The following is a 22,502-nucleotide window of genomic DNA, read 5'->3' as shown; positions in this document are numbered from 1 at the left end:
CAGAAACACGCTCTCCCCGCGTTTCTGTGCGCGAATCGCGTTTATGGGTGGAAAGGGCGGGGCCTTTTGCCGCGAAGACCCCGACGGTGGATGCCGTCACCCCGCCGCCGTGGGCCCGGACGGGCCGGTCGCCGGGACGGGGCCGCACACGCGACGCCCGCCCCGGCCGGGGCTCACTGCTGCAGGTCGGGGTACAGCGGGAAGGCGTCGGCCAGCGTCGCGACGCGCGCGCGCAGGGCCTCGACGTCGGCGCCGGGGATCAGCGCGAGCGCGATGATGTCGGCCACCTCGGAGAATTCCGCGTCGCCGAAGCCGCGGGTCGCGAGCGCGGGGGTACCGATGCGCAGACCCGAGGTCACCATTGGCGGACGAGGGTCGTTGGGCACCGCGTTGCGGTTCACCGTGATGTGGATGTCGTGCAGCAGGTCTTCGGCCTGCTTGCCGTCGATCTCGGCTTCGCGCAGGTCGACGAGCACGAGGTGCACGTCGGTACCGCCCGAGCGCACGGCGATGCCGGCGTTCTTCACGTCGTCCTGCGTGAGGCGGTCGGCGAGGATCGACGCTCCGCGCAGGGTGCGCTCCTGGCGTTCCTTGAACTCGGGCGTCATCGCGAGCTTGAACGCCGTGGCCTTCGCGGCGATCACGTGCATGAGCGGACCGCCCTGCTGGCCCGGGAAGACCGCGGTGTTGATCTTCTTGGCGAGGTCGGCGTCGTTGGTGAGGATGAGGCCCGAACGGGGGCCGCCGATCGTCTTGTGCACCGTGGTCGAGACGACGTGCGCGTGCGGGATGGGCGAGGGGTGCACGCCCGCGGCGACGAGACCGGCGAAGTGCGCCATGTCGACCCAGAGAAGGGCGCCCACCTCGTCGGCGATCGCGCGGAAGGCGGCGAAATCGAGCTGACGCGGGTAGGCCGACCAGCCCGCGATGATGACCTTCGGCTTGTGCTCGACGGCGAGGCGGCGCACCTCGTCCATGTCGATGACGCTGGTCTCGGGGTCGACGCCGTAGGCGACGATGTCGTACAGGCGGCCCGAGAAGTTGATCTTCATGCCGTGCGTCAGGTGACCGCCCTGGTCGAGGGCGAGACCGAGCAGCGTGTCGCCGGGGCGGGCGATCGCGTGCAGCACGGCGGCGTTGGCCGAGGCACCGGAGTGCGGCTGGACGTTGGCGAACTCGGCACCGAACAGGGCCTTGGCCCGCTCGATCGCGAGCGACTCGGCGACGTCGACCTCTTCGCAGCCGCCGTAGTAGCGACGGCCGGGGTAGCCCTCGGCGTACTTGTTGGTCAGCACCGAGCCCTGCGACTGCAGCACCGACACGGGCACGAAGTTCTCGGAGGCGATCATCTCGAGGAACCCGCGCTGGCGGTTGAGCTCTCGCTCGAGCACCTCGGCGATCTCGGGGTCGACCTCGGAGAGGGGGGCGTTGAAGTACGGATCGGTCATGCGATCTCCTTGACGATGGTTCCGGATGCCGCGGGCTCGGCGAGCCCGCGTAGATACCGCATCGACCCAGGCGTGCGGTCGAATACCGTCAAGCGGTCGCTCCCCGGTGGTTCCCCACCTCAACGCCAGTCGCGACGGTGCCACTTTAGCGGGTAAACCCGCCGCGGCCCCGCGTGTCTCGGCATCCACCGTGCCTCCACAGGAAGTCCCCGCCCGCGCGGTCGACTCGACGCCGAGGCATCGCGGATGCCGGAGCCCGGGGCCCGCGTAAAATGGCGGAGTGACCGACTCCCGCAACGTCCGCGCCCAGGCGCCTCTCGCTCCCGGCATGCGCCCCCGGCCGTCGGCGCTGGAGATCGGCAGTGTCGTGTGCGGCCTGTTCGCGTTCGTGACCCTGGCCGTCTGGGGCTTCCTCGCCTGGCCTTTCCCGTGGAACATCGTCGCCGGCATCGGCGCTCCGGCACTGGCGATCCTGGTGTGGGCGCTGTTCGTCTCGCCGCGGGCCGTGCTCGCGGTCCACCCCTTCGTGCGGGCGCTCGTCGAGCTGTTCGTCTACGCCGCCGCCACCGTCGCGTGGTGGAGCATGGGCCAAGCCTGGATCGGTCTGATCTTCGCGATCGTCGCCGTCGTCCTCGGTGCACTGAACGGCCGTCGGCGCCTGGCATGACCGCCGACGTCGTCGCGCTGCTCCGAGCGGAACTCGGCGCGCGCGTCGACACCGACCCGGCCGCCCTCGAGGCGGCCCGCGCCGACAAGTCGGGGCACGCGGCCGAGGGCTCCCCGCTCGCCGTCGTGCACGCGGCATCCATCGCCGATGTCCAGGCGGTGATGCGCATCGCGACCGCCACCCGCACCCCCGTCGTCCCCCGCGGAGCCGGCACCGGACTCGCGGGCGGAGCCAACACCGGCGGCGGCGAGATCAGCCTGTCGGTGCGCTGCATGGACCGCGTGCTCGAGGTCCGCCCCGACGACCTGTTGGCCGTGGTCGAACCCGGCATCCTGAACGCCGAGCTCAACGCGCAGCTCGAACCGCACGGCGTGTGGTGGGCTCCCGACCCCGCCAGCCGCGCGATCTCGACCGTCGGCGGCAACATCGCCACGGGCGCCGGTGGCCTGCTCTGCGCGAAGTACGGCGTCGTGCGCGACGCCGTCCTCGGCGTCGACGTCGTCCTCGCCGATGGCCGTCTCATGCACTTCGGCCACCGCAGCGTCAAGGGCGTCACCGGTCTCGACCTCACCTCGTTGGTCATCGGATCCGAGGGGACCCTCGGGATCGTCGTGGGTGCCACCCTCAAGCTGCGCCGTCTCGTCGAGGGCGAGCGCGTCACCCTCACGGCGCTGTTCGACGGCGTCCGTGCTGCCGCCGTCGCGTCTGCCGCGGTCACGGCCTCGGGCGTGCAGCCCGCGATCATGGAGCTGATGGATGCCACGAGCCTCGCGGCCGCGCATCGGCTGCTGTCTCTGCCCGCACCTCCCCGGGGCGCCGCGCAGCTGACGATCCAGACGGACGGCCCCGTCGCCGTCGACGAGGCCGCCGCCATCGCCGGAGTCCTGCGCGAGGCGGGCGGCGCCGTCGCCGTGGCCGCGGACGCCGCCGAGGGAGAAGCGCTGCTGGCCGTCCGCCGCGCGATGCATCCAGCGATGGAGACCCTGGGCACGACCCTCATCGAAGACGTCTCGGTCCCCCGCAGCGCCCTGCCCGACATGTTCGACGAGATCGCGCGGATCGAGAAGCAGTTCGGGCTCGTCATCCCCGCCGTCGCGCACGCCGGCGACGGAAACTTGCACCCGAATTTCGTGTTCGAGGGCCCCGACGTGCCGCCCGTGGTCTGGGAGGCCGCCGAAGAACTGTTCCGCGCCGCCCTCGCACTCGGCGGCACCCTGACCGGAGAGCATGGGATCGGCGTGCTCAAGCGACGCTGGTTGGTCGACGAACTCGGCGATGACCAGTGGACACTGCAGCGCGACCTCGCCCGGGTCTTCGACCCGCTCGGCATCCTGAATCCGGGGAAGGTCTTCGGGCCCTGACCTCCGGGTCGTTCTTCGGCTCTGCTGGCCCCGTCGCGCCATCGACGTAATCAGACCGTGACATTGCTCAGGGCGTATGCGCAACATCCGCTCGTAGCATAAGAAGACTGACTATCGGGGGGTTTGACTCATGACCGACGGCGCACCTGGCACCGACGGCGCGACCTACGCCTGGGCGCCGCCCGAGCCGACGAAGCGCAAGAACCGTTCCGGCCTCTGGATCGGCATCCCCGCCGGCGCGACGGCCGTGGCTCTCATCGCCGCCTCGCTCGTGCTGATCGCTCCCGGCGCCTCGGTCGCGGGCGTGCAGATCGGTGGCCTCACCGCCGGTGCCGCAGCCCAGGCGATCTCGAACCGCCTCGCCGAGACCGCGGTCACCGTCGACTCCCCCGCGGGCGCCGTCACCGTCACGGGCGCCGACCTCGGCGCGACGGTCGACGCGGCCGCCCTCGCCGACAAGGCCTTCGCCGACAACCCCATGTGGAAGCCCGCCTCGTGGTTCCCCGAGGGCACCGGAGTGCAGGTGCAGGTCAACGCCGATGAGGCCGCGACGGCGCTGAAGAGCCGCGCCCCCGGCACGTACCGCGCCCCGGTCGACGCGACCATCGCCTACGACGCGGGCTCGCAGGCCTACGTCGCCACTCCCGCCGAAGCGGGCGAGGGCATCGACGTCACCGCCGTGACCGCAGCCCTGCAGTCGGCGTTCGACGCCGGCCAGCCCACGACCACCGTCGAGGCCACCCTGGTCCCCGTCGACGCCCCCGTGTCGACCGACGAGGCCAACGCCGCCGTGGCCACGCTCAACGGCATCCTCGACTCGGTCGGCTTCTACGTCGGCGAGGAGCGCACCGTCCCCGTCGACCGCGCGACCGCCGCTTCGTGGCTCACCGTCACCCCCGACGGCAAGGGCGACTTCGCCATCTCGGCCGACGCCGCCGCGATCCAGTCCGCCGTCGCCGGTCTTCCCGGCGCGGTCGACCGCGCCCCCGTCAACGCCGACGTGATCGTCGACACCGGCGGAGAGGTCATCAAGGCCCTCACCGAGGGACAGACCGGCCGCACGCTGGGCGACACGAGCGGTGTCGCCGCCGCGTTCGCGCAGCAGCTCGCCGAGGGTAACGGGCGCTACGCCCTCCCCGTCACCGAGACGGCCTTCGACACCACGAAGACCGAGCGCCGCATCGACGTGAACCTCAGCACGCAGACCACGACGCTCTGGCAGAACGGCCAGGTGTACCGCACCTACACGATCTCGTCGGGCGCCGGCGACCACGCCACCCACACCGGCAACTTCCGCATCGGCTGGAAGACCGCCATGCAGGACATGGGCTGCGTCCCCGGCTACGACTACTGCACGAAGGACGTCCCCTGGGTCGCGTACTTCAACGGCGACGAGGGCTTCCACGGCACCTACTGGCACAACAACTTCGGCACGCCGATGAGCCACGGTTGCATCAACATGACCATCCCGCAGGCCAAGGAGCTGTACGACTGGGCCTATCGCGGAACCGAGGTCTCGGTCCACTACTGAGCCCGGATCCCGAAGAGGGGCGGATGCCGATCGGCATCCGCCCCTCTTCGTTGTCCCCGGTGCGTCCCGGTGTTCGTGGCGCGTGAGGCGCCAAGAAGTGTCGCCTGGGGTGCGGCCAGGCGACAGTTTCTGGCCACTCACGCGAGCCGACCAGGCCCGACACCCGAGTGCGCGCGGCGCGTGAGGCGCCACAAAGTGTCGCCTGGGGCGCGACCAGGCGACGATTCCGGGCCACTCACGCGAACGGAAAAGGGGCGGATGCCGTGTGGCATCCGCCCCTTTCGGGTCAGGCTCAGCGCAGGGCGTCGACCACGGCGTTCAGCGTGGCCGAGGGGCGCATGACCTTCTCGACGAGCTCCGTGTTCGGGCGGTAGTACCCGCCGATCTCGGCGTGGTGGCCCTGGACGGCGTTCAGCTCGGCGACGATCGTCTCTTCCGAGGCGGCGAGCTTCTCGGCGACCGGTGCGAAGACGGCGGCGAGGTCGGCATCCGTCGACTGCTGCGCCAGCTCCTGCGCCCAGTACAGGGCGAGGTAGAAGTGGCTGCCGCGGTTGTCGATCGTGCCGAGGGCGCGACCGGGCGACTTGTCGTTCTCGAGGAACGTGCCGGTCGCGGCATCCAGGGTCTGTGCGAGCACGCGGGCGCGCTCGTTGCCCGTGGTGTCGGCGAGGTGCTCGAGCGAGGCAGCGAGGGCGAAGAACTCACCCAGCGAGTCCCAGCGGAGGTAGTCCTCCTCGATGAGCTGCTGCACGTGCTTCGGGGCCGAGCCGCCCGCACCGGTCTCGAACAGACCGCCACCCGCGAGCAGCGGGACGATCGAGAGCATCTTGGCGCTCGTGCCCACCTCGAGGATCGGGAACAGGTCGGTGAGGTAGTCGCGCAGCACGTTGCCGGTGACCGAGATCGTGTCCTCGCCGCGGCGGATGCGCTCGAGCGAGTAGGTCGTGGCCTCGGCCGGAGCGAGGATCTCGATGGTGAGGCCCTCGGTGTCGTGGTCGGCGAGGTACTCGTTGACCTTGGCGATGAGGTTGCGGTCGTGCGCGCGGGTCTCGTCGAGCCAGAAGACCGCCGGCACACCGGTGGCGCGCGCGCGCGTGACGGCGAGCTTCACCCAGTCGCGGACAGCCACGTCTTTGGTCTGCGTCGCGCGCCAGATGTCGCCCGTTTCGACCTCGTGCTCGAGCAGCACGTCACCGTTCGAGGCGACGACCTGCACGCGGCCGGGAGCGGGGATCTCGAACGTCTTGTCGTGGCTGCCGTACTCCTCGGCGGCCTGCGCCATGAGGCCGACGTTCGGCACCGAGCCGATGGTCGCGGGGTCGAGCGGGCCGTTCGCGATGACGTCCTCGATGGTCGCCTGGTAGACACCGGCGTACGACGAGTCGGGGATCACCGCGAGGGTGTCGTCCTCTCCCCCGTCGGCTCCCCACAGCTTGCCGCCGTTGCGGATGAGCGCGGGCATCGAGGCGTCGACGATGACGTCCGAGGGGACGTGCAGGTTCGTGATGCCCTTGTCGCTGTTCACGTACGACAGGCGGGGACCGGATGCCAGAGCGTCACGGATCTCGGAGGCGATGGCGTCGCCGCCCTCGACGCTCGACAGACCCGCGAGGATCGAACCGAGCCCGTCGTTCGGGGTGAGGCCCGCAGCGGCGAGCGCGTCGCCGTGGCGGTCGAACACCTCGGCGAAGAACGCCTTGACGACGTGACCGAAGATGATCGGGTCGCTGACCTTCATCATCGTCGCCTTGAGGTGCACCGAGTAGAGCACGTCGTCGGCCTTCGCCTGCGCCAGCGTGTCGGCGAGGAACGCGTCGAGAGCCGCGGCCGAGAGGAAGGTGGCATCCACGATCTCGCCCTGGAGGACCTTGAGCCCCTCCTTGAGCGTCTTCGTGGTGCCGTCGGCGGCGACGTGCTGGATGGTGAGCACGTCGTCGTCGGCGATCACGACCGACTTCTCGTTCGAGCGGAAGTCGTCGTGACCGAGGGTCGCGACGCGGGTCTTCGAGCCCTCGGCGAACGCCTTGTTGCGGTGCGGGTGCTTCTTCGCGTAGTTCTTCACCGCGAGCGGAGCGCGGCGGTCGCTGTTGCCCTCGCGCAGGACGGGGTTCACGGCCGAACCCTTGATGCGGTCGTAGCGCGCGCGGACGTCTTTGTCTTCGACGCTCGACGCCTCGTCCGGGTAGTCGGGGATGTCGTAGCCCTGCGCCTGCAGCTCGGCGATCGCGGCCTTCAGCTGGGGGATGGATGCCGAGATGTTCGGCAGCTTGATGATGTTCGCCTCGGGGAGCGTGGCGAGTCCGCCGAGCTCGGCGAGGGCGTCGCCGACCTGCTGCTCGGGCGTCAGGCGCTGCGGGAAGGCCGCGAGAATGCGGCCGGCGAGCGAGATGTCGCGGGTTTCGACGTCGACACCCGCCTGCTTCGTGACGGCCTGCACGATCGGCAGGAACGACGCGGTGGCAAGTGCCGGCGCCTCGTCGGTGTACGTGTAGATGATGGTGGAATCGGGCACGTCAGATCTCTCCGTAGAGGCGGCCAGGGTTGCGATTCAGCCTATCGCACCACGGCAAAGTCTCTTGATGTCGAGATAGTTCTCGGGTGATCCCCACCGGAGGGATGGCCGGATTTCAGGCGCGGATGCCGTGCTCTCGGGCTGTCTTCGGGTGCGCGAGGCTCTCGCGGGGGAGGTCGGCGACACGCATCCACCCGGGACCGTCGACGCGGACGCCGTCGGCGACGAGCGCGTCGATGGCGGCATCCACCTCCCGCGAGATCTCGTCGGCCAGCTGACCGCCGACCACCATCGACACGATGACTCGGCACCGCTCCCCCTCGGGCCTCCACGTGACGACGACCACCGCTTTGAGCGACAGCGGGCCGATCCGTGTCACCAGGAGTGACAGGCCGGTGTTGTCGAGAAGGGCTTCGCTGACCGCATCGCCGCGTTGCCACACGCTCAGGGCCTCCCCCGCGGGCTCCGCCGTTCTCGCGCGTTCGGGCGCCGGACGCAGGTGCGCGCGGCGCAGCGCCTCGGTCATCGCGGCGACGGTGGCATCCTGCGCCTCCTGCGGCACATGCACGACGCACGCGCGGGCGATCTTCCAGCGACCGGCAGGCCCCTCCTCTGCGCGGGGCGGACGTGCGGGATCCATCGATCCAGCGTACGAGGCCGAAGGACCCTCAGCGCATGCGCGGGCATGGGCTCTTGGGGGCGGGGTGGGCGTGCCGGTAGCCTGGGCCCATGGCTGACCTGCGTCTCGTCGAACTGTCCGCCGCCACGATCGTGGCCGTGAACACCCTGTCGCTCAAGCCCGGGCAGGAGCAGTTCCTCGCTCCGGTCAGCTACGGCATCGCCGCGACCGTCAGCAACCCGCAGACCTCCTGGCAGCGGGTCGTGCTCGACGGCGACGAGGTCGTCGGCTTCGTCAGCGCGAACTTCGACCCCGACGCGCACGAAGAGCACTTCCGCTCGGTGTTGTGGCGCATCAACGTCGACGCCGACGAGCAGGGCCGCGGCGTCGGCAGCTACGCGATCGCCGCCGTGCTCGAAGAGGCCCGCGGCCGCGGCATGGACCACGTCGACGTCATCTACGAGCCCGGCGTCGGCGGACCCGAGGCGTTCTTCCAGCGCGTGGGCTTCGAGCCCGTCGGCGAGACGGAGTACGGCGAGGTCATCGCGCGCGTGAACGTCTGAGGCGCGGGCGCTTCCGGGCACCCGGGCGGCGTTTCGGTCGCCGCGCGAGCGGCCCCGCTGTGGTTCGCAAAATCGGAGAAACGCACCGCGATCGGATCGGCGGGACCGCGGCATCCGATTTCGATGAGGTTCTCCGATTCGGGTGAGCGATGTCTGCTGCTCCTCGGGGAGGCGCGAGCAGATTCCGAGAGCCGAGGCCCTTCCTCCCCAGACGGCTGATGCGCCGTCTCGCTCACACCTGACGCTGATCGACCCGCGAGCGATGGTGGGTTTCGTAACACTGGGGCGATGGATGTCGCACTGGGCCGTGCTGTTGGTCCCCCCTTCCCGCCGATCGCCTGATGGATGCCGTTCCCGACATCCTCGAACGTGTGGCGAACTGCCTCCCCTTCGAACAGGCGCTCGTGATCTGGGAGTCCGCCCTCCGACTCGAACGCCTCCACCCCGATACCGTCGGACGGGTCGCCTGGCGGAGTCCGGCCGCACGCCGGCTCGCCGCCGTGGCGACGGGCCGGTCCGACTCGGGTCTCGAGACGATCTTCGTGGTGCGGCTGCGTCCGTGGGGAGTACGCGTTCGTCAGCAGGTGCCGATCGCCGGCCACCGGGTGGAGGTGTTGATCGGCGACCGCCTGGTGGTCCAACTCGACGGCTTCGCCTTCCACTCCTCACCCGCCGACAGACAGCGCGACCTCGATCACGACCGCGAGTTGATCGCGCGCGGGTACACGGTTCTCCGCTTCACCTACCGCGACGTCGTCGCCGACTGGCCCGCGGTCGAGCGCGCCATCGCAGACGCGCTCGCCCAAGAACGCCATCTCGCGCGATGACCTCGAGCGCAGCGCGCCGCAGAATCGGAGAATTGCGCCGGAATCGGACCGGGGCGACCCGAGAATCCGATCTCGGCGAGGGTCTCCGATGTCGGTGGCACCTGTCGTCACCGGGGTCGGCACGGTGGTCCCCCGGTCCGGACGGCTGCGCGGAGCAGGGAAGAGACGGCAGAAAGCCGGATGCCACGCCCCCGAGGGAGCGTGGCATCCGTTGTGAGCGGTGGTCAGACGAGGGACTCGCGCCAGGCCGCGTGGAGTTGGGCGAACTTGCCCGTGCCGGCGATGAGGGCATCGGGGGTGTCGTCCTCGATGATGCGGCCGTGTTCCATGACCAGCACACGGTCGGCGATCGCCACCGTGGACAGGCGGTGGGCGATGATGATCGCGGTGCGGTCGGCGAGGAGCGTCTGCAGCGCGTTCTGGATCTGGCGCTCGCTGGGGATGTCGAGCGAGGCGGTGGCCTCGTCGAGGATCAGCACGGCAGGGTCGGCGAGGAACGCCCGCGCGAACGAGATCAGCTGACGCTGGCCCGCCGACACGCGACCGCCGCGCTTGTTCACGTCGGTGTCGTAGCCGTCGGGCAGCTTCGAGATGAACGCGTCCGCGCCCACGGCGCGGGCGGCGGCGCGGATCTCGTCCATCGTCGCGTCGGGCTTTCCGAGCGCGATGTTGTCGGCGACGGTGCCGCTGAAGAGATAGGCCTCCTGGGTGACCATGACGATCGCGCGGCGGAGATCCTTGGGGTGCAGGCGTCGCAGGTCGACGTCGTCGAGGGTCACCGCCCCCTGCGTCGGGTCGTAGAACCGCGAGACCAGCTTCGCGAGCGTCGATTTGCCCGCCCCCGTCGTCCCGACCAGCGCGACGGTCTGTCCCGCCGGCAGGTCGAGGGAGAAGTGCGGCAGGATGACGCGGTCATCGGAGTACCCGAAGGTCACGTCGTCGAAGCGCACGTGGCCCTTCGCCGTCCACAGGTCGACCGGGTCGGTCGGGTCGGGAACCGTCGGCTCCTCCTCGAGCACACCGGACACCTTCTCGAGCGCGGCCGTCGCCGATTGGTACGAGTTCAGGAAGAACGCGACCTCCTGCAGCGGTGAGAAGAAGTTGCGCACGTAGAGCACGGCGGCCGTGAGCACACCGATCTCGAGCGGTCCCGCGATCACCCGGCCACCGCCCCACAGCAGCACGACCGCGACCGAGACCGCCGCCACGGCCATGATGCCCGGCTCGAAGGTTCCGAAGAGCTTGATCGAGCGCATGTTGACGTCGCGGTAGTCGGCGGCGAGCTTGCCGAACTCCTGGTCGTTGCGGGGTTCTTTGCGGAACGCCTTGACGGCGCGGATGCCGGTCATCGACTCGACGAACTTCACGATCACCTGCGCGCTGATGACGCGGGATTCGCGGTAGATGACCTGCGAGCGCGAGTAGAACCAGCGCATGAGCAGGTACATCGGGATGCCCATGATGGTCAGGATCAGACCGGACTGCCAGTCGATGAGGAACAGGGCGCCGAGGGTGAACAGTCCGTAGAGGACGCCTGAGACGAGTTCGTTCAGACCGCCGTCGAGCAGCTCGCGGATGGTGTCGAGGTCGCTCGTCTGACGCGAGATGATGCGGCCCGAGGTGTAGGACTCGTGGAACTCGAGGCTCAGCTTCTGCGTGTGCAGGAAGATGCGCTTGCGGAGGTCGAGCATGACGGCCTGGGTGAGGCGCGCAGCTACGACGACGTACCACCCGATGAGGACGGCACCGCCGATGCCCGCGAGCAGGTACACGCCGACGACGCCGATGGTCGGCATCCAGTCCGATCGCTCGATGACGGCGGGCAGGGCGTTGTCGATGCCGAAGGCGATCAGGGCGGGGCCGGCGACCCGAAGCGCGGTGGACACGACCAGCACGGCACCGGCGAGCACGAGCTGCCAACGCAGGGGCGACACGAGCGAGCCCAGAAGCCGCAACGAACGCTGGCGGATCGCACGGCTCTCGTCGCGCGTGTAGTCGGAGCGGTCTTCGCCGCTGGTCCCGGAGACGGTGGCGGTGCTCATCGGGTCGCCTCCTTGTCGGCGAGGGCCTCATCGTTCATGACGGGGATCGCCCCCGTACGGGCTTCGCGCTCGGCCTCTTCGAGGCTCGAGATCACGTAGCGGTAGTGGTCGCTCTGCCGGAGCAGGTCGGAGTGCGTGCCGACGGCGGTGATGCGCCCCTCCTCGAGAAGGGCGACGCGGTCGGCGAGGGTGACCGTCGAGGGTCGGTGGGCCACGACCAGGGCGGTCGTCTCGCTGAGCACCTCGCGCAGGGCGTCCTCGACGAGGGCCTCGGTGTCGACGTCGAGCGCCGAGAGAGGGTCGTCGAGAACGAGCACGGCGGGACGCGCCGCGACGGCGCGGGCCAGGGCGAGACGCTGACGTTGACCGCCCGAAAGGCTCAGCCCCTCTTCCCCGATCACGGTGTCGAGGCCGTCGGGCAGGTCGTACACGAACTGCGCCTGGGCCACCTGCAGCGCTTCGCGCAGGATCTGCTCCGCCTCGTCCGAGCCGGGCGCGAGGTCCTCGCGACCGAGCAGCACGTTCTCGCGCACGGTCTGCGAGAACAGCGTCGCGTCTTCGAAGGCCATGCCGACGTGTCGACGCAGCTCCGCGAGGGTGAGGTCGCGCACGTCGACGCCGTCGATCAGTACGCGACCGCCGGTGACGTCGTAGAGACGGCCGGGCAGCGTCGTGAGGGTCGTCTTGCCCGAACCGGTCAGGCCGACGAGCGCCATGGTCTCCCCCGGCTGCAGCACCAGGTCGACGCCGTCGAGCAGGTCGCGCTCGGTGTCAGCGGCATCCTGATACCGGAAGTGGGCGTTCTCGAACGTGAGCTCACCGCGGGGTTCCGCGATGGTGCGCGGGGTGTCGGGGTCGACGATGGTGTTCTGCTCGTCGAACACCTCGAAGATGCGATCGGTCGCCGTTCGGGCGTCGAGCAGGAACGAGAAGAGGAAGCCGATCGATTCCATCGGCCACCGCAGCACGGTCGCCATCGCGAAGAATGCGACGAGTTCGGGCACCTGGAGCTGACCCAGCTGAGTCAGCACGATGCCCGCGCCCAGGCACACCGCGAAGGCGACGTCGGGCAGCAGCACGAGCCAGAACCAGATCCAGCCGATGGCGCGGGCCTTGTCGATCTCGGTCTCGCGCAGCGACTCGGCCTGGCGGGTGAACTTCTTCAGGGCATGCGCCCCGCGGCCGAACGCCTTGAGGACACGGATGCCGTGGACGCTCTCTTCCACGGAGGTGGCGAGGTCGCCCGCCTGGTCCTGACTCTGGCGGGTGAGCGCGCCGTATCGCTTCTCGAAGCGGAACCCGACATAGATGACCGGGGCGGAGGTGACCAGGAAGAGCGCCCCCAGCAACCAGTGCCAGCGGAACAGCAGCACGGCGCCGATGGCGATCGTGAGCATGTTGACGACGAGCAGGATCACACCGAAGGCCAGCCACCGGCGGAGCATGCTGATGTCCTGCATCATGCGCGAGAGCAACTGACCCGACTGCCAGCGGTCGTGGAAGGCGACCGGCAGACGCTGCAGACGTGCGTAGAACGACTGGCGCAGGTCGTATTCGACCTTGGTGGCGGGCGCGAGCACGAACCAACGCCGCAGCCACACCATCGCGGCCTCGGCGAGGCCCAGACCGAGCACCGCGAGCGAGCCCCACACCAGAGCGGTGGGGTCGAGCGAGGCGATGGGGCCGGCGACGACCTGTTCGAGCACCAGGGGAATGGCCAGCGCGAGCAGGCTGGCGGCGAGCGCGGTGACCGCACCGGCGATGAGGCGCGGGAGCACCGGCCGGGCGATGGGCAGAAGCCGCGCGAGCGCGCGCGGTGTCGAGAGACGGGGCGGAGTGGAAGAGGGAGTCATGATCCTCGTGGGGTCGAAGCGGGCGCCGGGATCAGGCGCGGAAAGGGATGCCGGGGGCGCGACGAATCTCGTCGACCGGGGTAAAGCGGGGCGCCGGAGCGCGGACGCGGGGACCCTAGGGGCGTCGGCCGGGTCGTGCAGCGGCGGAGGGCGCAGCGACGGCCGGGGCGACGGGGGCGTCGGTCTGGTCCATGGCATCCTCCTTGTTCAGTGAAGCTTCCGCGGGGGGACGGCAGCCCTCCAGAGTATGCCTGGGAGAACGCTGGGGGCAAGAGCGTCTTCCGAACTCCCGGCCGGTCAGGCGGCGGATTCGCGCGCGAGCAGGCTCTCTTTGACCCGCGTGCCCCACGCGAAGCCCCCCATCGTTCCGTCGCCGCGCAACACGCGATGACAGGGAACAAAAAGCGCCACGGCGTTTCGCGCACAGATGGAGGCCGCCGCCCGCACAGCCGCCGGCGACCCGAGCGCCGTGGCGAAACCGGTGTAGGTGAGGGGCGTCCCAGGGGTGATGGCGCGCAAGGCCTGCCATCCGGCGAGTTGCAGGGGTGTCCCCTGCTGAGCGACGGTGACGGAATCGATCGCACCGATGTCGCCCGCGTAGTACGCGCGCACGGCGTCGGCCGCCGAGGTCTGACCGTCACGAACCTGGGCAGGGCGACGATCCGGCCGGAGCCGCGCGAGCACGGCATCGGTGTCGTCTGTCCATCCCGAGACGATCACCCGGTCGGCTTCGTCGGCGAGGATGGCGAACGGACCGTCGGCGGTCTCGACGAATTGGAGGGTTGCGGCGGTCATGCGGGAGTCTCGCTCTCTGCGTCGGTGGCGGGTGAGGGGGTCAGCACGACGTCGGCGCGCAGACCGGACGTGCGCCGACGCCGAGGAGAAGCGACGACCGCGGCCGCCGTCTCGGCCGGTGCCCGCCACGCCTGTGTGACCGGAGCGGCGTACCAGAAGTGCGCCATCACGTAACTGCGCCAGGGCGCCGTTCGCGCCGACCACTCGGTGAAGCCCGCCGGGTCGGAGGGGAGGCCGAGGGCGGCGGCTCCCGCGCGGGCGGCGACGTCGCCGGGCAGCAGCACGTCGGGGTCGCCGAGCACGCGCATGCGCACGTAGTCGGCCGTCCACGGCCCGATCCCCCGCATCGCCAGCAGCCGCTCGCGCTGATCGGCACCGTCGTCGCCAGCGCTGAGCTCGAGGTCGCCCTCGGCGAGAGCCGCCGCCGCCTCGACGATCGCGCGCATGCGCGCCGCCGGTCCGCGGAGCACCTCGAGCCCGCGCTCGGCGATCACCGCCGGGGAGGGGAAGAGCGTGAGCGGGTGCGGCCCGATGGCGGTCGACTCGCCGAGTTCGGCGGCCAGTCGGCCCTGCATGGTCCGGGCCGAGGCCACACTGATCTGCTGCCCGATCATGGCGCGCAGGAGCATCTCGTCGGCGTCGATCGCACCGGGGACCCGCACGCCGGGGATCGCCTCGACGGCGGCGGCGAGTGCGGGATGCCGGGCGAGCGCCTCGTCGATCGCGAGAGGGTCGGCGTCGAGGTCGAACAGTCGGCGAACGCGGGCGATGAGGGTGCCCAGGTCGGCCAGGGCCGACAGCCGTGCGCGCAGCCGGAGGCGGCCGTCGTCGGCGAGGCGCACCTCGAACCACGCCGGCCCGCCGGGCAGGCGTGCGACGCGCGCGAACGACCGGTCATCGCCCTCCTCGACGCCGGGGATCGCGTGAGCCCTCATCCATCCGAACAGGCCCGTCGTGTCGATCGGCCCCCGCACCGGCAGAGCGAGGTCGATCTGGCCGGCCGTCGCCTCGACTCCCGAGGCGTCCGAGCGTCTCGCGCGGAGGTCGCGCGGTGGCATCCCGAACACCTCCCCGATCGTGTCAGTGAATTGCCGGACGCTCGAGAACCCCGCGGAGAACGCCACGTCGGCCGACGACAGGTCGGTTCCCACGAGCAGCGCCCGCGCCGTGTGCGCGCGATGCGCGCGGGCGAGCGCGAGGGGTCCGGCACCGAGTTCGGCGGTGAGCAATCGGGTGAGGTGCCGCGACGAGTAGCCGAGCCGCCGGGCCAGGCCCGGGACGCCCTCTCGGTCGACGACCCCGTCGGCAATGAGGCGCATGGCCCGCGCGGCCACGTCTCCGCGCACGTCCCATAGGGGTGAACCAGGAGCCGCCTCGGGCAGACAGCGTTTGCACGCGCGATAGCCGGCCTCGTGCGCCGCCGCGGAGGTCGCATAGAACGTCACGTTCTCTTCCTTGGGTGTTCGCGCGGGGCAGCTTGGGCGGCAGTAGATGCGCGTCGAGCGCACCGCCGTGACGAACTGCCCGTCGAAGCGGCGGTCGCGCGACTGGATCACGCGATAGCGCTCGGCGAAGCTCGGGAGCTCGGAGACGGTGGTGGTCATGGCATCCACCCTGCCATCGACCTCCGACATCGGCTGGCGGAAATCGGACACGGCCGTGCGGGGCGTCTCGACCATCCCTCCCGATGGTCGGGCCGGGGCGCAACCCCCACGCGATGTCGGACGTCGTCGGTACCGTGAACACCATGAGCGAACGCGAATACGACCTCATCGTCATCGGCGCCGGACCCGTCGGCGAGAACGTGGCCGACCGTGCCGTGCAGGCCGGTCTCACCGCGGCCATCGTCGAATCCGAGCTCGTCGGCGGCGAATGCTCGTACTGGGCGTGCATGCCCTCGAAGGCTCTCCTCCGCAGCGCCGCAGCCCTCCGCGCGGCGCGCGATGTCGACGGCGCGAAGCAGGCCGTCACCGGCGACCTCGACGTCGCAGCGGTGCTCCGTCGCCGCGACACCATGACCAGCGACTACAACGACTCGGGCCAGGTCGAGTGGCTCCAGGGCGCGGGCATCGATCTCGTGCGCGGGCACGGCCGGCTGACCGGAGAGAAGACCGTGCGCGTCACCGCCGAAGACGGTACGACGACCGACCTCGTCGCCCGTCGCGCGGTCGCGGTGTGCACGGGCTCCGCCGCCCTCCTCCCCGACATCCCGGGCCTCGCCGACATCTCCCCGTGGACCAGCCGCGAGGCGACCGCCGTGCAGCAGATCCCCGGTTCGCTCGCGATCATCGGCGGCGGTGTCGTCGGCGCCGAGATGGCGACCGCGTTCCAGAGTCTGGGCACCGCCGTCACCCTCATCGCCCGCTCGGGCCTTCTCGGCGGCAATGAGCCGTTCGCGGGTGAGCTCGTCGCGTCCTCGCTCCGCGACCGCGGGGTCACCGTGAAACAAGGAGCGGATGCCACGTCCGCCCGCCGCGACGACGACGGACGCGCGGTGCTCGAGTTGTCCGACGGCTCCACCGTCTCCGCCGACGAGGTCCTCGTGGCGGTCGGTCGCACCCCGCGCACCGGCGACCTCGGACTGGATGCCGTGGGCCTCGAGGCAGACACCTGGCTCGACGTCGACGACACTCTGCTCGTCCGCGGTTTCGACTGGCTCTACGCGGTGGGCGACGTCAACCACCGCGCCCTGCTCACGCACCAGGGCAAGTACCAGGCCCGCGCCGCGGGAGACGTCATCGCGGCTCGTGCGAAGGGCGACGAGGTCGACGATGCTCCCTGGGGCGCTCACGTCGCCACCGCCGACCACGACGCCGTTCCGCAGGTGACGTTCACCGATCCCGAAGTGGCGTCGGTGGGTCTCACCGCGAAGCAGGCGGAAGAGAAGGGGCTGAACGCCAAGGTGCTCGACTACGACCTCGCGAGCATCGCCGGGTCGAGCGAGCAGTCCGACGCCTACGTCGGCAAGGCCCGCGCCATCGTCGATCTCGACCGAGGCGTTCTCGTGGGGGCCACCTTCGTCGGTCCGGACATCGCCGAACTCCTGCACTCCGCCACCATCGCGATCGTGGGCGAGGTGCCGGTCAAGCGTCTGTGGCACGCGGTGCCCTCGTATCCGACCGTCAGCGAGGTCTGGCTGCGCCTGCTCGAGACGCTCGGTCGCGACTCCGCGTGAGAGGGAGCATTCGCACCCGAGGCGCCCGCGCGGCAACGGCGTAGAGTCACCTCATGCCCCGCACCGTCGCCCTCATCCGCGGTGTCGGCGGCCCCACGGCACTGAAGATGTCCGCGCTGCGCGAGGTGTTGGCATCCGCGGGTCTGGGTGAGGTCGACACGCTTCAGGTGGCCGGCAACGTCGTGCTCGACGAGGGCGGGCGCTCCCCCGGCGAGATCGCGGGCCTGGTGCGCGGCGCCGTGCGCGAGGCCTTCGGATTCGATCTCCCGGTCATCGTGCGCACCCATGCCGAGCTCGCGGACGCGCACGCTCGGAACCCTTTCCCTGACGCCGCCGAAGGACGGTGGGTGCAGACGGTGTTCCTCGCCGAACCCCCGGCCCCGGGAGCGTCACTCGACGTGCCGGCGGACTTCCCCGAAGAGGCGGTGCTGGACGGCCGGGAGGTGTTCGTGCGGTATCCCGAGGGCATCGGCGGCTCGAAGCTGCAGGCCGGCTGGTTCGAGAAGCGCCTCGGTGTGACGGGCACCGCGCGCAACGCGAACACGGTGGCCAAGCTTGTCGCGATGAGCGCCTGACGCAGCGAGAGCCGGGCGGAACTCTTCCCGCCCCGGCGCCCGGCGCGGTCACCGCGCTCCTGCCTGCGCTATCCGTCACGCCCGTCGCCGCACTGCCATAAACGCTTCCCGCGCGCATAAACGCGTGGTCATCGCGTTTATGCGCGCGAACAGCGTTTATGCGTGACAATCCGGACGCCCAGTCCCCCACAGCTCCCAGAACCCCCGCACACGCGCCCCGCCCTGGACGCGCGCCCTACCCCCGCACGCGCCCCCGTCCCGGCGGCCGGCACCGTCACCGCGCTCCTGCCCGCGCTGTCCGCCACACCCGCCGCCGCGCTGCCATAAACGCTTCCCGCGCGCATAAACGCGTGTCCGTCGCGTTTATGCGCACGAACAGCGTTTATGCGTGACAATCCGGACGCCCCGCTTCCCCAACAGCTTCCAGAACCCCCGCACACGCGCCGCGCCCCGCACACGCGACGACGCCGCCGCAACCGAAGCTGCGACGGCGTCGAACGCACCGAGCGGGCTCAGTGGAAGAAGTGACGCTCTCCCGTGAAGAACATCGTGACGCCGGCGGCGCGCGCGGCGTCGACGACCTCGGCATCCCGCACCGAACCGCCGGGCTGGATGATCGCCGAGATGCCCGCGTCGATCAGCACCTGGGGGCCGTCGGCGAAGGGGAAGAAGGCATCGGATGCCGCGATCGAGCCTCGAGCGCGATCGCCGGCGCGCTCCACCGCGAGGCGGCACGAGTCGACGCGGTTGACCTGGCCCATGCCGATCCCGACGGTCGCCGAGCCCTGGGCGAGCACGATCGCGTTCGACTTCACGGCGCGGCACGACTTCCACGCGAAGATGAGGCTCTCCATGTCTTCATCGGCGGGACGCTCGCCCGAGACGAGCTCCCAGTTCTTCGCGACCGACTCGATGTCGTCGGGGAAGCGGTCAGCGTCCTGCAGCAGCAGACCACCCGAGACGAGGCGCACGTCCATGCGCTCCTGCTGCCAGTCGGCGGGCAGGCGCAGCACGCGCAGGTTCTTCTTGAGCTTGAACACCTCGAGCGCCTCGGGCTCGAAGTCGGGGGCGATGATGACCTCGGTGAAGATGTCGCGCAGGTTCTCGGCCATCTTGAGCGTGACGGTGCGGTTCGCGGCGATCACGCCGCCGAAGGCCGACACGGGGTCGCACTCGTGCGCACGCAGGTGGGCCGAGGCGATCGGGTCGAGCGCGTGGGGGGCCGCGACCGCGATGCCGCAGGGGTTCGCGTGCTTGATGATCGCGACGGCCGGCTTGACCATGTCGAAGGCGGCACGCAGCGCCGCGTCGGCGTCGACGTAGTTGTTGTACGACATCTCTTTGCCCTGCAGCTGCGTGGCCTGCGCGATGCCGTGACCACCGACGCGGGTGTAGATCGCGGCGCGCTGGTGCGCGTTCTCGCCGTAGCGCAGGGTCGACAGGCGCTCGGCCTGGATCGTCAGGTGCGCGGGCAGATCGATGTCGTCGGCGAGGGTGCCCTCGGCGAACCACGTCGACACGGCGGTGTCGTACGCGGCCGTGTGCGAGAAGGCGCGGGCCGCGAGCTCGCGACGCTGCACGAGGTTCGTGCCGCCGTTCGACTGGAGTGCCTCGATGATGGCGGGGTACGACTCGGGCGAGACGACGATGGCGACGTTGGCGTGGTTCTTCGCCGACGCGCGCACCATGGCGGGGCCGCCGATGTCGATCTGCTCCACGACGTCGTCGCCCTCGGCACCGGATGCCACGGTCTCGACGAACGGGTACAGGTTCACGACCACGAGCTCGAAGGGGCGGATCTCGAGCTGCTCGAGCTGCGCCTCGTGCGAGGCCAGGCGCAGGTCGGCGAGCAGACCCGCGTGCACGCTCGGGTGCAGGGTCTTGACACGGCCGTCGAGCGATTCGGGGAAGCCCGTGACGGCCGAGACGTCGGTCACGCCGTACCCGGCGTCGCGCAGCAGCGTGGCCGAGCCACCGGTCGAGACGATCTCGACACCGGCGGCGGCGAGGGCCGCGCCGAGCTCGAGCAGTCCGGTCTTGTCGCTCACCGACACCAGCGCGCGGCGGATCGGGACGACGTCGCGGGGGCGGTAGTCGGCGGGGTCGTGGCGGGGTCCGGCCATGGCGTGCGGCTCCTGTGTCTCGAGTCGGGTTCGGGTGCGTGACGGGCCGGCGCCCGTCGAGCGGGTCAGGCGGTTCGGGATGCCGTGGCGGCGAGGTCGAGCTCGCCCTCGGCGATCCGGCGGACGACGTCGATGAGCAGGCGTCGTTCGACGGGCTTGATGCGTTCGTGCAGGGAGTTCTCGTCGTCGCCGGGAAGCACGGGGATGCGCTCCTGCGCGAGGATCGGGCCGGTGTCGACGCCCGAGTCGACGACGATCACGCTCGCCCCGGTCTGATCGACGCCCGCGGCGAGGGCGTCGCGCACTCCGTGTGCTCCGGGGAACTCCGGCAGGTACGCGGGGTGGGTGTTGATGATGCGCGGTTCCCACGCGGCCACGAGGTCGGCGGGCAGCAGTCGCATCATGCCGCTGAGCACCACGAGGTCGGGGTTCCACACCGAGAGCTGGGCGCCGAGCTCGGCGCCCCACTCTTCGCGAGAGGCGAACCCTCCGAAGGGAACGAGGAAGGTCGGGATGCCGAAGTGCTCGGCGTGGGCGAAGCCGTCGGCCTCGCGATCGGCACCGACCGCGATCACGCGCGCCGGGAAGTCGGGGGCCGAGGCCGCCTCGAGCAGGGCGCGGAGGTTCGAGCCGGTGCCGGAGATGAGGACGGCAACCGTGAGCACGCGCTCAGTCTACGCAGGTGCGTCCGCCCGTGCGGGCTCGTGGGCAGCAGCCGGGGACCGGGAAGGCCGCCACCGACCGCGCCTGTCGGGGTGCGCGGTCGTAGCCGGCGGGGCCGCCTCGATCGCGCCCGGGGTCAGCGCTTGTCGCCGGGCTCGCCGCCGTGATCCGACCACGCGGCGCGGATGCGTGCCCGCACCTCGTCGTCGCTGAGCTCATCCGGCGCGTCCCCGCTCGCGCCCGTCCGGGAGCGTTCGGGAGACGTCGGCGTGGCCGGGGGAACCGACGACGCGGAGGACAGCGACGCACTCCCCCGCACCCCGAGCGTCATGTCGGTCGCCACGGCATCCGGTTCGCGGTACGAGCTGGGCCACACATCGTGCGAGATCCCGGCTCCGACGGGCGAACCCGTGGGGGTCGGGCCCGTCCAATGCTCGTCGCGGTCGAAGGGCACGTGCTCGCGCGCCGCGAACGAGACGCCGCGGTCGTCGCGCTCCTCGTATCGGACGTCGCCCTCGTCGCCGCCGAAGCGCGGGCTGAGCAGCAGGATCGCGAGACCCACGAGCACCTCGAGCCCGAGGGTCAGTGCCAGCGACCCCGGCTGCGGGCCCGTGTCGGCGAGGCGCCCCGGGCCGATCGAGCCCGACGAGACGACGGCCGCGAGCGCACCCATGCCGCCGGTGAGCGCCGCGACCGCGACGGCCAGGACCAGTCGGGGCCCGAGCGGCTCGGGGCCGGTGGTGAACGGCATCCGGGAGCGCAGGATCCACCCGGTCAGCGCGCCCACGGCGATCGGCAGCAGCACGAGGAGCAGCAGCCACGACGAGGTCGAATCGGGCACGGCCCCCAGCACCGGGATGCCGGGGAGCGCGCCGACCTGCGTTGCGGCGGGGGTGACCGCGGTGTCGGTGCCGAGGGCGAAGCCGGGCCCGGCGGCGAACGACATCCCCCAGAGCACGAGCGTGGGGAGGTAGAAGAGCTGGCCGAGAGCGATGACGGTCGCGCCGATCCCGTCGGCGTTGCTCGCCTGGTAGAGCCCGATGACCTGCGAGGCGCGGGCGACGAGACCGGCGAGCACGACCAGTCCGCCCACCCCGATCAGCCCCAGGGTGGTGACCGCGAGTCCGCGCAGGGCGAGTCCGGGGACGGGCGCCCAGGCGGCCGGCATCCGTTCGATCCATCCGCGCACGGCGTCGACCGGCCCGTCGTCGCCCACACGCCACGCACCCGCGAGGGCGCCGATGAGCGAGGGAACGAGGAAGATCAGCGAGGGCAGCAGGATCGCGAGCCAGGTTTCGGATGCCACGAGCGAGGCCTGCGAGGTGAACGCGATGCCCGCGGAGAGCGCCGCGAAGACCAGCGAGCCCGACAGCCATCCGGTGAGGCCGGCGCCCGCCTCTGCCGCGCGCGAGCCCGAGCGGGCCGCGAACAATCCGGTGAAGGCGGCGAAGGCCAACGGCGCGAGCGACAGTGTGAACGTCGCGAACGTCGGGTCGATGCCGGTCGCCGCGAGGTAGCCGTCGGGCAGGGTGACCGAAACCGGCACGAGGTGGCCGAGGTGCCAGACCGCGGCCGACGCGGGCCAGAGCGCGCTCCAGTCGGGGTTGCCGACGCCGAACACCCAGAGCAACGTGAGCGGCGCGAGCACGACCGCGATGCCGCCCGCGGCCGCGAGGACGGCGTCGAGGGCGGCGAGGAGAGCGATGAGGAGGCGATGCATGGGCGAGAGGAACCCTACCCGCGCCGCC

Annotated in this window: 17 protein-coding genes and 1 riboswitch; of the genes, 7 read left to right on the top strand and 10 right to left on the bottom strand. The window is 70.9% G+C overall.

Annotation, left to right across the window (positions count from 1 at the left end; genetic code table 11):
• Window positions 1-173: 173 nt before the first annotated feature.
• Window positions 174-1,448, bottom strand: coding sequence for a serine hydroxymethyltransferase (gene glyA / locus J2X55_RS06175; RefSeq protein WP_309822406.1), 1,275 nt, complete (start codon window positions 1,446-1,448; stop codon window positions 174-176).
• Window positions 1,449-1,505: 57 nt separating this feature from the next.
• Window positions 1,506-1,591: riboswitch (ZMP/ZTP riboswitch) on the bottom strand.
• 137 nt (window positions 1,592-1,728) lie between these two features.
• On the opposite strand from glyA, the gene J2X55_RS06170 reads away from it, so the two are divergent.
• The 3 genes from J2X55_RS06170 to J2X55_RS06160 all read left to right on the top strand — a co-directional run bounded on the left by J2X55_RS06170 (window position 1,729) and on the right by J2X55_RS06160 (window position 5,007).
• Window positions 1,729-2,115 carry a YrdB family protein gene (locus tag J2X55_RS06170; protein ID WP_115915744.1) on the top strand — a complete coding sequence of 129 codons (387 nt, stop codon included), beginning with the start codon at window positions 1,729-1,731 and terminating at the stop codon, window positions 2,113-2,115.
• Window positions 2,112-3,476, top strand: coding sequence for an FAD-linked oxidase C-terminal domain-containing protein (locus tag J2X55_RS06165; protein ID WP_309822405.1), 1,365 nt, complete (start codon window positions 2,112-2,114; stop codon window positions 3,474-3,476). The genes J2X55_RS06170 and J2X55_RS06165 overlap by 4 nt, the downstream gene beginning before the upstream one ends.
• 130 nt (window positions 3,477-3,606) lie before the next feature.
• Window positions 3,607-5,007 carry a L,D-transpeptidase family protein gene (locus J2X55_RS06160; RefSeq protein ID WP_115915746.1) on the top strand — a complete coding sequence of 467 codons (1,401 nt, stop codon included), beginning with the start codon at window positions 3,607-3,609 and terminating at the stop codon, window positions 5,005-5,007.
• 292 nt (window positions 5,008-5,299) lie between these two features.
• Here the strand turns inward: J2X55_RS06160 and J2X55_RS06155 are convergent, their stop codons facing one another.
• On the bottom strand, window positions 5,300-7,519 hold the full coding sequence (locus tag J2X55_RS06155) for an NADP-dependent isocitrate dehydrogenase (protein ID WP_309822404.1): 2,220 nt from the start codon (window positions 7,517-7,519) through the stop codon (window positions 5,300-5,302).
• Window positions 7,520-7,634: 115 nt separating this feature from the next.
• Complete coding sequence (locus tag J2X55_RS06150) at window positions 7,635-8,159, bottom strand: hypothetical protein (protein ID WP_309822403.1); 525 nt, start codon at window positions 8,157-8,159, stop codon at window positions 7,635-7,637.
• A gap of 89 nt (window positions 8,160-8,248) precedes the next feature.
• On the opposite strand from J2X55_RS06150, the gene J2X55_RS06145 reads away from it, so the two are divergent.
• Both J2X55_RS06145 and J2X55_RS06140 read left to right on the top strand, forming a co-directional pair.
• A complete protein-coding gene (locus tag J2X55_RS06145; RefSeq protein WP_115915748.1) occupies window positions 8,249-8,701 on the top strand; it encodes a GNAT family N-acetyltransferase in 453 nt (150 codons plus the stop codon).
• A 341-nt stretch (window positions 8,702-9,042) separates the two neighbouring features.
• The gene (locus J2X55_RS06140; protein ID WP_309822401.1) at window positions 9,043-9,528 is read left to right on the top strand and encodes a DUF559 domain-containing protein; all 486 of its coding nucleotides are present in this window, start codon (window positions 9,043-9,045) and stop codon (window positions 9,526-9,528) included.
• Window positions 9,529-9,752: 224 nt separating this feature from the next.
• On the opposite strand, the gene J2X55_RS06135 is transcribed toward J2X55_RS06140, so the two are convergent.
• The 4 genes from J2X55_RS06135 to J2X55_RS06120 form a co-directional block, all read right to left on the bottom strand.
• Window positions 9,753-11,570: an ABC transporter ATP-binding protein gene (locus J2X55_RS06135; protein ID WP_115915750.1), complete on the bottom strand. Its 1,818-nt coding sequence runs from the start codon at window positions 11,568-11,570 to the stop codon at window positions 9,753-9,755.
• On the bottom strand, window positions 11,567-13,423 hold the full coding sequence (locus J2X55_RS06130) for an ABC transporter ATP-binding protein (protein WP_115915751.1): 1,857 nt from the start codon (window positions 13,421-13,423) through the stop codon (window positions 11,567-11,569). Before J2X55_RS06130 ends, J2X55_RS06135 begins: the two co-directional genes overlap by 4 nt.
• A gap of 297 nt (window positions 13,424-13,720) precedes the next feature.
• Window positions 13,721-14,218 (bottom strand): methylated-DNA--[protein]-cysteine S-methyltransferase, encoded by a 498-nt coding sequence (locus J2X55_RS06125; protein WP_309822400.1) that lies wholly within the window; start codon window positions 14,216-14,218, stop codon window positions 13,721-13,723.
• Window positions 14,215-15,822, bottom strand: a complete 1,608-nt coding sequence (locus tag J2X55_RS06120) for an AlkA N-terminal domain-containing protein (RefSeq protein WP_309823016.1) — start codon at window positions 15,820-15,822, stop codon at window positions 14,215-14,217. The genes J2X55_RS06125 and J2X55_RS06120 overlap by 4 nt, the downstream gene beginning before the upstream one ends.
• A gap of 143 nt (window positions 15,823-15,965) precedes the next feature.
• Here J2X55_RS06120 and J2X55_RS06115 point away from each other — a divergent pair, with 143 nt between their 5' ends.
• The gene (locus J2X55_RS06115; protein ID WP_309822399.1) at window positions 15,966-17,393 is read left to right on the top strand and encodes an NAD(P)/FAD-dependent oxidoreductase; all 1,428 of its coding nucleotides are present in this window, start codon (window positions 15,966-15,968) and stop codon (window positions 17,391-17,393) included.
• A gap of 53 nt (window positions 17,394-17,446) precedes the next feature.
• Window positions 17,447-17,968, top strand: a complete 522-nt coding sequence (locus J2X55_RS06110) for a DUF1697 domain-containing protein (protein WP_309822398.1) — start codon at window positions 17,447-17,449, stop codon at window positions 17,966-17,968.
• A 512-nt stretch (window positions 17,969-18,480) separates the two neighbouring features.
• Here J2X55_RS06110 and purH read toward each other — a convergent pair.
• The 3 genes from purH to J2X55_RS06095 form a co-directional block, all read right to left on the bottom strand.
• On the bottom strand, window positions 18,481-20,091 hold the full coding sequence (purH, locus tag J2X55_RS06105) for a bifunctional phosphoribosylaminoimidazolecarboxamide formyltransferase/IMP cyclohydrolase (protein WP_309822396.1): 1,611 nt from the start codon (window positions 20,089-20,091) through the stop codon (window positions 18,481-18,483).
• Window positions 20,092-20,156: 65 nt separating this feature from the next.
• The gene (purN, locus tag J2X55_RS06100) at window positions 20,157-20,756 is read right to left on the bottom strand and encodes a phosphoribosylglycinamide formyltransferase (protein ID WP_115915756.1); all 600 of its coding nucleotides are present in this window, start codon (window positions 20,754-20,756) and stop codon (window positions 20,157-20,159) included.
• Between the two features lie 134 nt (window positions 20,757-20,890).
• Window positions 20,891-22,474, bottom strand: coding sequence for a DUF6350 family protein (locus tag J2X55_RS06095; protein ID WP_309822395.1), 1,584 nt, complete (start codon window positions 22,472-22,474; stop codon window positions 20,891-20,893).
• Window positions 22,475-22,502: the final 28 nt, after the last annotated feature.

It is taken from the genome of Microbacterium sp. 1154, from assembly GCF_031455375.1.
Classification (GTDB): domain Bacteria; phylum Actinomycetota; class Actinomycetes; order Actinomycetales; family Microbacteriaceae; genus Microbacterium.
The sequence above is the reverse complement of the archived record's forward strand: the minus strand, read 5'-3'. Positions and strand labels throughout refer to the sequence as shown.